Consider the following 11,787-nt stretch of genomic DNA (forward strand, 5'->3'; position numbering starts at 1 on the left):
ACAACGACGCGGGGTGGAGCAGCTCGGTAGCTCGCTGGGCTCATAACCCAGAGGTCGCAGGTTCAAATCCTGTCCCCGCTACCAAAGGTCCGAGGGCCGCCATGGTCAGCCCCCTAACGGGGGCTTCCCATGGCGGCCCTTCGGCTTATACGGGGGGCGACCCCCGTAGGCCCCCGATGTGGGGGGCTGCGCCCCCCACGCCCCCCGCTGCGGTGGTGCCGCTGGTCGCGGGGCTGGGGTGGAAATTTTTGGGTGGCTGGGGAGGGGAATTTCTTGGGGGGCTTGGGGGAGGGGATTTTTTTTTTGGGTGGGGTGGGGGTGGGGTTTTTTAGTTTTTGGGGGTGTTGGATTCTTCGGCTTCTACTTGGGCGTTCCAGGATTGTTTGGTGGATTGCCAGCCGTCTTCGGTGGTGCCTTGGCGCCAGTAGCCGGAGATGGAGAGTTGGGAGAGGGGGAGTTGGCGGGTTTGGCGGAGGTTGCGGCGGATGGAGCGGACGAGGCCGGCTTCGCCGTGGATGAAGGCTTGGACGTCGTTGTCGGGGAAGTCGAGGGCTTCGATGGCGGTTGTTAGTTTTTGGCCTATGGGGGTGCCGTTGCGGTGGAGCCAGGTGGTGGTGAGGTTCGGGTGGGCGGGGAGGGGGAGTTCGTCGGCCTGGGAGGCGACCTCGAGGATCGCGATGGCTTTGGCGTTGGTGGGGAGTTGTTCTAGGGAGGCGGCTATGGCGGGGAGGGCGCTCTCGTCGCCGGCCAGGAGGTGCCAGGAGGCGTCGGGGGAGGGGCGGTAGGCGCCGCCGGGGCCCGCAAGCCAGAGGACGTCTCCTGGGGCCGCTGAGGCGGCCCAGGGGCCTGCTACGCCGGTGTCGCCGTGGACCACGAAGTCGAGGGTGAGTTCGGCGGAGGCCGGGTCCCAGGCGCGGACCGTGTAGGTGCGGGTTATGGGCCAGCGGTCTCGGGGGAGGGTCCGGCGGATCTCGGCCGGGTCGAACGGCTCGGGGGAATCGGGTCGGGGCAACTGGAGTTTGACGTAGTGGTCGGTGTAGGCGCCCGCGGTGAAGCGTTGTTTGAGGTCGTCGCCGCCCAGGACCACGCGGATCATGTGGGGGGTGAGCTGTTCGGTGCGCAGGACCGTGGTGCGGTAGGGGGCGGGGATGCGGCGTTCGGCCATGTGGGGCCTCCCTGTGAGGCGGTCAGATTCGATAGGTCAACGATGTTATAGCGATATATCGACGATATCTGACGTGTCAAGGTGCGGGCCCTCTTGGGGAGGGCCCGCGCGTCGGGGGCCGTGAGCCGGGGTGTCAGGCCGGGTCTAGGACGAAGACCGGGATCTTTCGGTCGGTCTTCTTCTGGTAGTCGGCGTAGCCGGGCCATGCCTCGACCGCGCGCTGCCACCACTGGTCGCGCTCCAGGCCCTCGGCGAGGTGGGCGCGGTACTCGCGCGGCTCGGGGCCGTCCTGGAGCATGACCAGGGGCTCGGCGAGGATGTTGTGGTACCAGACCGGGTTGTCGGGGGCGCCGCCCTTGGACGCGACCACGGCGTAGCTCTCGCCGTCCGTCACGCGCATCAGCGGGGCCTTGCGGATCTTGCCGGTCTTCGCGCCACGGGTCGTGAGGATGATGACGGGCTTGCCGCCCATCGTGTTGCCCTCCTCGCCGCCCGTGCTCTCATACAACTCCACCTGCTCGGCGGCCTGGGTGTACGGGCTCGGCACGTACTCGCCTTCCAGAGGCATGGATGCTCCCTTGCTGTAGCGGTCGCCCGCGTTCCGACGGGTCTTGGACGGCTTCCACATTTTCATGTGACGCCCGCCTCATTTCACATCGGGGTGGCGGATCGTGTTTGGCAGATCTCGGAACGGTTACTTAATACACATGGTTACGATTTTGTGGCTTATTGCAGTGGTTCTGGTGATTTACGGGATCTACGTCCTGATCGCCCAACGCAACGTGCTGCTGGGCATCGTGCTCATCGTCCTGGGGCTGCTCGTCGGCCCCGGCGGGGTGAGCATCTTCAACCCGTAAACGCTGCCCCGACCAGCCGGTCGGGGGTCTTCCGACCCCCGGCCGGCTCAACCCTGTCTCCGAGCATAAACGCCTCGGCGGGTGGGAGGGGAAAAAGCGCGTCAAAGCAAATCAGCGGTAGATTTCCGGTTAATCCCGCAGGAGATTTCCGTGCTCACGGGAGCCTGTCCGCGACCCGCATGGCCGCCTCGCGCAGCGGCTCGGGCAGCGCGTCGAGCCGGTGGTCGAGGTCGTCGCGGAAGCTGTGCCTCGGCAGGTCGGCGGCGGGCCGCGCCTCCGGCATCCAGGCCGCGTGGATCATGAACGGGACAGTCCTGCCGGGAGGTGGGGCGAGGCTCGCGACGGGCCCGCGCGCGACGTCGGCGGCGTCGAAGAGGTCGAGCCGGAACCTGTCGTCGTTGTGCACGAGGACGAGGAGATGGCCGTCGTGGCCGCCGGGGGAGGTCCCCGAGTACCGGGAGCGGCCTTCCGCGCCGGGTGAGCGCGGGATGAAGACCGGCGAGGTCGGGTAGTCGTCGGCGGCGAAGGTCCACTCGTGCAGCGCCTTCAGCGACTCACGGTCGTGTGTGACGAGGATCGCTGGGGTCTCCTCGGCCGGGAACGCGGCACGGTCCACACGGTCGCCGTAGTTCGCCAGGGCGCGCTGGTTGACCGCCTCAGGGTGGAACCCGAGATAGACAAGATGGTGGACGGTCGGGGCGGTCTGACCCTCGAGCGACCAGTCGATCGCCGACAGCTCCGCCTGCCAGTACCGTTCCGGGTCCTGGACGCGGGCGCGTTCGGTGATCCGTCCCGTCGCGGGGTCGAAGCGCAGCAGCGTGATGACGGTCGGGCTCATGCCGTGGCAGTACATGCCGCGCAACGCGGGATCTATCGGGCGGCCGAAGGCGTCGAGGTCGTCGGCGCGCAGGTACATGCCGATGTCCACGCCCGGCGCGTGCTCCATGAGGATCTCGACGCCGTCGGAGTCGTCATAGCGCGCATAGAAGTGGTTGACCTCGGGGGCGATCCTGAACTCGCGGCACCTGACGCTCGGGCGGCCCGCGACGAGGTCGTCCTTGCGGATCAGCAGCACCGGGCCGTCGGGGTTGTTGGCGCCGGTGCGGTCCGCGCCGAAGATCTCCTGGACGTCGACCTTGTAGGCGGTGTCGGCGAGCACGAGCCAGTCGCGCGTCTGGGTGATCGTGTGGGTCGCCTGCGGCAGCGACGCGCCCTCCACGAGCCAGCGTTCGACGCGCGAGCCGGTCCCGTCGTAGCGGATGACGCAGACGGCCCCGGAGAGCACGTCGCGGCTCACCGACCACAGGCAGCCGCGCTCGGGGTCGATGACGGGATGCGCGGTCGTGGAGACCAGCGGCAGGACCGGCTGGTCGAGCGCGGGCGCCCAGTCGTCGCGGTGCCCGACCTCGCCGAGGAAGTCGAGCGTCACCGGATCGACCTCGACGGGACGACCCGCGTCCCACGTCGCGAACAGCCTGTCGCCCCACGGCAGCGGCGCGGTGTTGGCGGCGTTGACCATCCCGAACGGCGAACTCGTGCCGACGGGCCCGGCGACGAACAGGTCGGGGCAGGCGCGCCGCAGCAGCACCGACGGGGTCTCCACCAGCCTGGGCCGCCAGGGGAAGACGCCGTCCGCGTCGGGTCTGAGCGGCATCCGCACGAGGATCCCGTCGCCGAAGAACGCGTGGATCGGGTGGGTGCGCTGGTCGGCGGAGCTGACGACGAAGTGCCCGCCCACGTCCGAAGGCCACGTCCCGGACACGACGGTGAGGTCGAGGTCGGCGGGGTCGTCCTTGGCGAGGATCGAGCGGGGGATCGGCATATCCGTCACACAACTCCTCATCGGACGTGCCGTCAATGACCGTGAAGGTGGTGGTACGGGCCCGCGCCACCGCGTTACTTCCTGGTTTCCGGCCTTGACGGACGGTCCCAGCCGATCATTAATGGTCCCCACGCGCCCGCCACGACCGACGTCCGCGTCACCTAGAGGATCAGAGGCCGGTTTGACACTGGAAGAGCTGCGCGTCGCCGCCGACACCGGGCGGATCGACACGGTCGTCATCGGGTTCACCGACATGCAGGGGCGGTTGCAAGGCAAACGCCTGTCAGCGCGCTACTTCCTCGACGAGGTGGCCGGGCACGGCTCGGAGGGCTGCAACTACCTCCTGGCCGTGGACGTCGAGATGAACACCGTCGACGGCTACGCGATGTCGTCCTGGGAGCGCGGGTACGGCGACTTCGTCCTGCGCCCCGACCTTTCCACCCTGCGGCCCGTGCCCTGGCAGGAGGCGACCGCGCTCGTCCTGGCCGACCTGCACTGGGAGGACGGCGCGGAGGTCGTCGCCTCGCCCCGGCAGATCCTGCGCCGCCAGCTCGACCGGCTCGCCGCGCGCGGCTGGCGCGCGTTCGTCGGGACCGAGCTCGAGTTCATCGTCTACACCGACACCTACGAGGCGGCCTGGACGCGCGGATACCGCGACCTCACCCCCGCCAACCAGTACAACGTGGACTACTCGCTGCTCGGCGGCGCGCGCGTCGAACCGCTGCTGCGCCGCATCCGCAACGGGATGACCGGCGCCGGCATGTACGTCGAGTCGGCCAAGGGCGAGTGCAACCTCGGGCAGCACGAGATCGCCTTCCGCTACGCCGAGGCGCTCGAGACCTGCGACAACCACACCCTGTACAAGACCGGCGCGAAGGAGATAGCGGCGCAGGAGGGGATGTCCCTGACGTTCATGGCCAAGCCGAACGAGCGCGAGGGCAACTCCTGCCACGTCCACCTGTCACTGCGCGACGAGTACGACATCCCGATCATGGCGGGAGACGGGCCCTACGGGCTGTCGGAGATAGGGGAGAGGTTCATCGCGGGACAACTCGCCTGCCTGCGCGACCTCACCCTCCTGCTCGCCCCCAACATCAACTCCTACAAGCGCTACCAACCCGGATCCTTCGCGCCCACCGCGATCAGGTGGGGCATCGACAACAGGACGTGCGCGCTACGGCTCGTCGGGGCTGGGCCCTCGCTGCGGGTGGAGAACCGGGTGCCGGGGGGCGACGTCAACCCCTACCTCGCCGTCGCGGCCCTCATAGCCGCCGGGCTGTATGGGATAGACGAGGAGTTGGACTTGGACGAGCCCTTCGAGGGGAACGCCTACGCCAGTGACGGGCCCACCGTCGTGCGGACGCTGCGCGACGCCGTCGCGGACTGGTCGGCGAGCCCGCTCGCCGCGGGGATGTTCGGCCGTGAGGTCGTCGAGCACTACGCGAACTGCGCGCGGGTGGAACTCGACGCCTACGACAGGGCGGTCACCGACTGGGAACTCGTCAGGGGCTTCGAAAGGCTGTAGATGCAGGTGCTCAACCCGGCGACCGAACAGGTCGTCGCCACGGTCCCGGCCGCCTCGCCCGAGGAGGTCGACGCCGCCGTCGCCAGGGCCCGCGCGGCGTTCCCTGCCTGGCGCGCCGTCGCGCCCGGCGACCGGGCCAGGCTGCTGCGGGCCTTCGCCGAGAAGATCGACCTGCACGCCGAGGAACTCGCGCTCCTCGAGGTCCGTGAGGCCGGCCATCCGATCGCGCAAGCGCGCTGGGAGGCGGGCAACCTTCGGGACACGCTGTACTACTACTCGGCCGCGCCCGAGCGGCTCACCGGGCTGCAGATCCCGGTGGCCGGGGGCGTCGACCTGACCTTCAAGGAGCCGCTCGGGGTCGTCGCGGTGATCGTCCCGTGGAACTTTCCGATGCCGATCCTCGGCTGGGGCGTCGCGCCCGCGCTGGCGGCGGGCAACACCGTCCTGGTCAAACCCGCCGAGTGGACGCCGCTCACCGCGCTGCGCGTCGCCGAGCTCGCCCTTGAGGCCGGGATACCCGAGGGGGTGCTCCAGACCGTCCCGGGAGAGGGTCCGGTGGCCGGGCGGCGGCTTGTGGACCATCCGGACGTGCGCAAGGTCGTCTTCACCGGGTCGACCCGGGTGGGCAAGGAGCTGATGGCGGCCTGCGCCCCGGACGTCAAACGGCTCACCCTCGAACTCGGCGGCAAGAGCGCCAACATCGTCTACGCCGACGCCGACCTCGAGCGGGCCGCCGCCACCGCGCCCTACGCGGTCTTCGAGAACGCGGGACAGGACTGCTGCGCGCGCTCCCGCATCCTCGTCCAGCGGTCGGTCTACGACAGGTTCATGGAACTGCTCGAACCCGCGGTCGCGGGCGTCGTCGTCGGCGACCCCGAGCAGGATCGGACGGAGGTCGGGCCGCTGATCAGCGCGGCGCACCTGGCCAAGGTCCGCTCGTACGTGCCCGATGACGCGCCCGTCGCGTTCCGGGGCGAAGCGCCAGAAGGGCCCGGATACTGGTTCGCGCCGACGGTCCTCGCGCCCCCCGACATCGGGGACTTCCCCGCCTGGCACGACGAGGTCTTCGGACCCGTCGTCACCGTCGCGCCGTTCAGCGACGAGGCCGAGGCCGTCGCGCTCGCCAACAGCACCGCGTACGGCCTGTCCGGGTCGATCTGGACCCGCGACGTCGGCCGCGCCCTGCGCACCGCACGCGCCATCGAAGCCGGGAACCTGTCTGTGAACTCCCACTCGTCGGTCCGCTACTGGACCCCGTTCGGCGGGTACAAGCAGTCAGGACTCGGCCGCGAACTCGGGCCGGACGCCCTCGACGCCTTCACCGAGACCAAGAACGTCTTCCTGTCCACCGAGCCCTAAGCCAGCACCCCGAGGGAGCACAAGCCCGCATGCAGCGCCTCGCAGACCGCGTCGCCGTCATCACCGGAGCGGCCTCCGGCATCGGCCTGGCCACCGCCCGCCGCTTCGCCGCAGAAGGCGCGCGCGTCGTCGTCGCCGACCTCGACGAGACCGGCGGCAAGGCGGCCGCCGCCGAGGTCGACGGGATCTTCGTCAACACCGACGTCACCGACGAGGAAGCCGTCCACGCCCTCTTCCAGACCGCCTGGGACACCTACGGCCGCCTCGACATCGCCTTCAACAACGCGGGCATCTCCCCGCCCGACGACGACTCCATCCTGGAGACCGGCATCGAGGCATGGCGACGCGTCCAGGACGTCAACCTCACCAGCGTCTACCTGTGCTGCAAACACGCCATCCCGCACATGCGCGCCCAGGGCAAGGGCTCCATCATCAACACCGCGTCCTTCGTCGCCCGCATGGGCGCGGCCACAAGCCAGATCTCCTACACCGCCTCCAAAGGCGGCGTCCTCGCCCTGTCCCGCGAACTCGGCGTCCAGTTCGCCCGCGAAGGCATCCGCGTCAACGCCCTCAGCCCCGGCCCCGTCAACACCCCCCTCCTCCAGGAACTCTTCGCCAAAGACCCAGAACGCGCCGCCCGCCGCCTCGTCCACATCCCCGTAGGCCGCTTCGCCGAACCCGAGGAGATCGCCGCCGCCGCGGCCTTCCTCGCCTCCGACGACGCAAGCTTCATCACCGCCGCCGAGTTCCTGGTCGACGGCGGCATCTCCGGCGCCTACGTCACCCCCCAGTAACCCCCGCCCCCGTAACCGATTTGCCTAAGCCCACCCCACCCCATAAGCTAATAACACAACGACGCGGGGTGGAGCAGCTCGGTAGCTCGCTGGGCTCATAACCCAGAGGTCGCAGGTTCAAATCCTGTCCCCGCTACCAAAGGTCCGAGGGCCGCCGTGGTCAGATCCCTAGCGGGATCCTTCCACGGCGGCCCTTCGGCCTATACGGGGGACGACCCCCGTAGCCCCCCGATGTGGGGGCTCCGCCCCCACGCCCCCGCTGCGGTGGTGCCGCTGATCACGTGGCTTGGGTGGAAATCCGCTGCCTTGGCCCGCTGCTCGCTGCTCGCTGCCCGCTGGTTGTGGGTGGGAAGGGGGACGCCCTCAGGGGTGGGCTGGGGGCGTCGTGGGGGGTGGGGGTTATTTGTAGGTGGGGCGGGTGGTGAAGGCGGTGCCGGCGGGGGTGGGGGTGCCGTCGGGGCGGAAGAGGCCGGTTTCGGACTGGGTGGTGGGCATGGCGAACCAGGCGTAGCGCTTGATGTAGGGCTCTTTGGCCAGCATCTTGGTGGCTTCGCGGAGGAAGGCGGCCTGTTGCTTGGGGGTGGGGTAGCGAGGGGCGCCCTGGGTGAAGTCCGTCAGGGCGAACTCGGTTAGCCAGATGGGCTTCTTGTAGCGCTTGTGGACGGCGCGGAGGTACTGGCGGAGCTGGAGGGCGGCGGGCTTGGCGCGGAAGTCGGCGCCGTACCAGTGCAGGGTGATGAAGTGGACCGGCATCTTGCGGGCTTTGGCGCCCTTCATGAAGCGGTCGAGCCAGCCGCCGGGGGTCGCGCCGCCCGTGGCGACGGAGGGGCTGCCCAGGGTCTTGCCCGTGGCGACGAGGCGCGGCCACAGGTCGAGGGCCTGGTCGACCGACATGTTCGCCTGCGCGCCGAGATCCGGCTCGTTGAAGCCGAGCAGGTACTTGCTCTTGGCCTTCTTGGCCTTGGCGACGTCGCCGATCGTGGCCGCGCGGTGGATCATCGGGACGAACTCGACGCCCTTGGGCGCCTTCACCCCGGCCCGGTCCGCGCCCCACGTGTAGAACCAGCAGGCCCGCGACTTCTTCATCGACTTCGCCGAGTTGGCGACCGCCCACGTCGCGACGCCCTTGAAGCACGCCTTCTTGGCCTTGGCCTCGGCGGCCGCCTGCGTCGGGGAGGGGGCCGCCGACTTCGCGACGGGCTCGGGCACCTCCATCAGGGGGCCGAGCGCGAGCACCGGGTCGTCGGTGAACGCGGGGAGCGACGGCATCACGGCGGGCGCCTGCTTGGGCAGGGCCGACGGCAGCGCCTCGGCGTCGGCGCTGACGGGCGGGGCAGCGGCCACCTGCCCGTCGGGGCCGTCGTTCTTGGTGTCGAAGTACGCGAATCCGGCGAGCCCGACCAGTGATGCGGTGCACAAACCGACCGCCACCGCCTCGATGGCCCGGCGATTCCTCTGCGAGGGGGTCACGGCAGGCACTCTCTCACGGATCAGGGTGATCCGTCTGCTCTCCTGCCAATCCCGAACCAGGACACCAATCCGCCCAGCAGGCACACACCGGCCGCTACCAGCATCGCCGTCGGATACCCGGCGGCGAGGGATTTCTCCGCCCCCGAGACGAGCGGCAGGATCGCGACCGCGAGCAGTCCCGCGATCCGGGAGACCGCGTTGTTGGTGCCCGAGGCGACCCCGGCGTACGCGTCCTCGACGGACGCCATCACGGTCGCGGTCAGCGGCGCGACGGTGACGGCCATGCCGAGCGCGAACACCAGCATTCCGGGCAGGACCCCCACCGCGAACGACGTCCCGGGCCTGGCCAGCGCGAGCAGCCCGACGCCGACGCCGGCGAGGACGGGCCCGACGGTCAGTGGAAGGCGCGGCCCCGTCTTCTGCGCGAGCGCCCCCATCTGGCCGGACAGCAGCAGCATCACCACGGTGAGCGGCAGCGTCGCGAGGCCCGCTTCGAGGGCCGAGTACCCCATCGTCTCCTGGAGCTGAAGCGTCAGCAGGAACAGCCCGCCGGAAAGCGCTGCGTAAACCGCCAGAGTGGTCAGGTTGACGCTGACGAAGACCCGCGAGCGCAGCAGCCGCGGCGGAAGCAGCGGATCGGGCTGGCGGCGCTCGATGACCGCGAACGCCACGAGCGCGAGCACCCCGACGACCCCCGCCGCGATCGTCAGCGGATGCCACCCGCGCACGGGCCCCTCGATGAGCGCGTAGATCGACCCGCCGAGCCCCGCGGTGACCGCGACGGCCCCCGGATAGTCGAGCCGCCGGTCCTTGGTCGACGTCTCCGGCACCTTCGCGAGCGTGACGGCGAAGGCCACCGCCGCGATCGGCACGTTGATGAAGAAGACGAACCGCCACGAGGCGGCGTCCACCAGCCATCCCCCGACGAACGGCCCCAGAGCGGTCGAGACGCCCGCGAGCCCCGCCCAGCGGCCGATCGCGCGGCCCCGGTCGTCGGGGTGCATGGTCGCCTCGATGATCGCGAGGCTGCCGGGGACCATCAGCGCGCCGCCCGCGCCCTGCAGGAGCCGCGCGATGACGAGCGACTGGGCGTTCCACGCGATCCCGCACACGCACGAGGCGACGGTGAACGCGACGAGCCCGATCGCGAAGACCTTGCGGTGCCCGTACCTGTCGCCGAGGGCTCCGCCGAGAAGGAGGAGCGACCCGAGCGTGAGGAGATACCCGTCGAGCACCCATTGGAGGGTGGACAGGCCGCCGCCGAGTTCGCGCCCGATCGCGGGCAGCGCCACGTTGACCACCGTGCCGTCGAGGAAGGCGACGCCGCTGCCCAGGACGGTGGCGAGGATGATGGACCGGCCAGTGGCCGAATCGAGCCGGACCCCGTTCACGCGTGTAGGTTACCGATCGGGAACTCCGGAGGAAGGGTGCTAAGTGCGGGTGTCGGTGCCGGCCGCCATCGGAGTGGCGGCTCTCCTCACCCTCTCCATCGACGTCGCGGTCGTGGCGGGGGAGTGGAACCAGGCGCGTTATGTCGATCTTGAGGTGTCCGACGAGGTCGCGCACATGCCCGACGAGGCAGAGACGATCACCGTCGCCCCGCTGAAGAAGCGCTACACCCCGCATCTGCTGATCGCCGGGACCTCACCCCTGCCGGAGGACGCCGCGGGGAAGGTCCGCGAGGTGAAGGGCGTCAAGGTCGCCGAGGTGGTCGACGGGGCGCGCACCCAGGTCGCGGGCCGTCAGGTGGGCCTGCTGGGCGTCGATCCGTCCTCGTTCCGCAACCTCGCGCCGAAGGAGTCGGCGAAGCTCGACGGCCTGTGGCGCAACGTCGCGGGCGGCGACGTCGTCATCTCGTTCACCGGGCCGGAGCTGGGCACCGTCGTCAAGGCGGGGGCGACGGGCCTGGGCGCGAGCGCGCGGATCGGCGCGGTCGCCCCGATCGGGGTGCCGGGCGTGCAGGCGATCGTCTCGCGGGACCAGGCGCGGCGGCTCGGCCTCGCGTCGGGCAACGCGATGGTGGTGAGCGCGCCGGGCTCGGACCTGAAGAAGCTGAGCGCGCGGCTGAAGAAGGTGCTGCCCAAGGGCGTCAAGGTGACGGTCCTGCCGCGCCAGGCGTCCGGAACCGTGAAGGTCGCGGGCACGGCGAGTTCGCCGCTCACCGGCACGGTCGGCTGCACCCCGCACATGCAGGCCGTCCGCAACGAGCTCGACGCGCTGTTCGGCCCGTTCCCGGTGATCGGCTGCATGCGCCCGGGCGACCCGCAGGACCACGGCAGGGGCAACGCCACCGACTACATGCTGAGCGGCGGCGGCAGCATGCCGACGCAGGCGTGGATGACGGTCGGCGACCGCACCGCGAACTACGCGATCTCCAACTGGCAGCGCCTCGGCGTCAAGTACGTGATCTGGCGGCAGCACATCTGGAACCCGAGCGTGTGCCGGTGCTGGCGGCTGATGGGCGACCGCGGGTCGATCACCCAGAACCACTTCGACCACGTGCACATCTCGGTGAACTAGCGCGCTGGATCGGCCCCCGACCGCTGATCAGGACGCGGCCTTTACCCGGTCTTCTGGGCGCGGTTGCCGGGCCGGGGAAGGGGTGGGGCATGACTGTTCCGCCGATGCCGCCGGGGCCGTTGCCGGAGCCCGAACCGACGCCCCTGCCGCCGCCGATGCCGGTCAGGCCGCCGCGTCCGCCGGGCCCGCCGATCCCGACGCCGCCCCCGCAGCCGCCGCCCGGCCCGCCGAGCCCGGAGCCGGAGCCAGAACCCGAGCCCGCGTGAGCCCCGGAT

General features: G+C 70.2%; 11 protein-coding genes and 2 tRNA genes. 8 read left to right on the forward strand and 5 right to left on the reverse strand.

Features of this window, described 5'->3' with window-relative positions; translation table 11 throughout:
- The first annotated feature begins 7 nt into the window (after positions 1 to 7).
- A tRNA-Met gene (locus R9X44_RS03665) sits at positions 8 to 84 on the forward strand.
- Positions 85 to 328: 244 nt separating this feature from the next.
- Here the strand turns inward: R9X44_RS03665 and R9X44_RS03670 are convergent.
- Both R9X44_RS03670 and R9X44_RS03675 read right to left on the reverse strand, forming a co-directional pair.
- Positions 329 to 1,165, reverse strand: a complete 837-nt coding sequence (locus R9X44_RS03670) for a siderophore-interacting protein (protein WP_319812502.1) — start codon at positions 1,163 to 1,165, stop codon at positions 329 to 331.
- A 133-nt stretch (positions 1,166 to 1,298) separates the two neighbouring features.
- Positions 1,299 to 1,733 carry a nitroreductase family deazaflavin-dependent oxidoreductase gene (locus R9X44_RS03675; RefSeq protein ID WP_319812503.1) on the reverse strand — a complete coding sequence of 145 codons (435 nt, stop codon included), beginning with the start codon at positions 1,731 to 1,733 and terminating at the stop codon, positions 1,299 to 1,301.
- Between the two features lie 139 nt (positions 1,734 to 1,872).
- Between R9X44_RS03675 and R9X44_RS03680 the strand changes: the two genes are divergently transcribed.
- The gene (locus R9X44_RS03680) at positions 1,873 to 2,022 is read left to right on the forward strand and encodes a GPGG-motif small membrane protein (protein ID WP_319812504.1); all 150 of its coding nucleotides are present in this window, start codon (positions 1,873 to 1,875) and stop codon (positions 2,020 to 2,022) included.
- A gap of 154 nt (positions 2,023 to 2,176) precedes the next feature.
- Here R9X44_RS03680 and R9X44_RS03685 read toward each other — a convergent pair whose 3' ends face one another.
- A complete protein-coding gene (locus tag R9X44_RS03685; RefSeq protein WP_319812789.1) occupies positions 2,177 to 3,844 on the reverse strand; it encodes a carotenoid oxygenase family protein in 1,668 nt (555 codons plus the stop codon).
- A gap of 121 nt (positions 3,845 to 3,965) precedes the next feature.
- On the opposite strand from R9X44_RS03685, the gene R9X44_RS03690 reads away from it, so the two are divergent.
- From R9X44_RS03690 to R9X44_RS03705, 4 genes are all read left to right on the forward strand, one after another.
- Complete coding sequence (locus tag R9X44_RS03690; protein WP_319812505.1) at positions 3,966 to 5,369, forward strand: glutamine synthetase family protein; 1,404 nt, start codon at positions 3,966 to 3,968, stop codon at positions 5,367 to 5,369.
- On the forward strand, positions 5,370 to 6,728 hold the full coding sequence (locus tag R9X44_RS03695) for an aldehyde dehydrogenase family protein (RefSeq protein ID WP_319812506.1): 1,359 nt from the start codon (positions 5,370 to 5,372) through the stop codon (positions 6,726 to 6,728).
- Positions 6,729 to 6,757: 29 nt separating this feature from the next.
- Positions 6,758 to 7,522, forward strand: coding sequence for a 3-oxoacyl-ACP reductase (locus tag R9X44_RS03700; RefSeq protein WP_319812507.1), 765 nt, complete (start codon positions 6,758 to 6,760; stop codon positions 7,520 to 7,522).
- Between the two features lie 62 nt (positions 7,523 to 7,584).
- Positions 7,585 to 7,661 (forward strand) — tRNA-Met (locus R9X44_RS03705).
- A gap of 260 nt (positions 7,662 to 7,921) precedes the next feature.
- On the opposite strand, the gene R9X44_RS03710 is transcribed toward R9X44_RS03705, so the two are convergent.
- Positions 7,922 to 8,992, reverse strand: coding sequence for a glycosyl hydrolase (locus tag R9X44_RS03710; protein WP_319812508.1), 1,071 nt, complete (start codon positions 8,990 to 8,992; stop codon positions 7,922 to 7,924).
- A 20-nt stretch (positions 8,993 to 9,012) separates the two neighbouring features.
- Complete coding sequence (locus tag R9X44_RS03715) at positions 9,013 to 10,383, reverse strand: MFS transporter (RefSeq protein ID WP_319812509.1); 1,371 nt, start codon at positions 10,381 to 10,383, stop codon at positions 9,013 to 9,015.
- A gap of 43 nt (positions 10,384 to 10,426) precedes the next feature.
- On the opposite strand from R9X44_RS03715, the gene R9X44_RS03720 reads away from it, so the two are divergent.
- Both R9X44_RS03720 and R9X44_RS03725 read left to right on the forward strand, forming a co-directional pair.
- A complete protein-coding gene (locus R9X44_RS03720; RefSeq protein ID WP_319812510.1) occupies positions 10,427 to 11,512 on the forward strand; it encodes a hypothetical protein in 1,086 nt (361 codons plus the stop codon).
- A gap of 89 nt (positions 11,513 to 11,601) precedes the next feature.
- Positions 11,602 to 11,778, forward strand: a complete 177-nt coding sequence (locus R9X44_RS03725) for a hypothetical protein (RefSeq protein ID WP_319812511.1) — start codon at positions 11,602 to 11,604, stop codon at positions 11,776 to 11,778.
- Positions 11,779 to 11,787 lie beyond the last annotated feature (9 nt).

Source organism: Actinocorallia sp. A-T 12471, assembly GCF_033875155.1.
In the GTDB taxonomy this organism is placed as follows: Bacteria; Actinomycetota; Actinomycetes; order Streptosporangiales; family Streptosporangiaceae; genus Actinocorallia.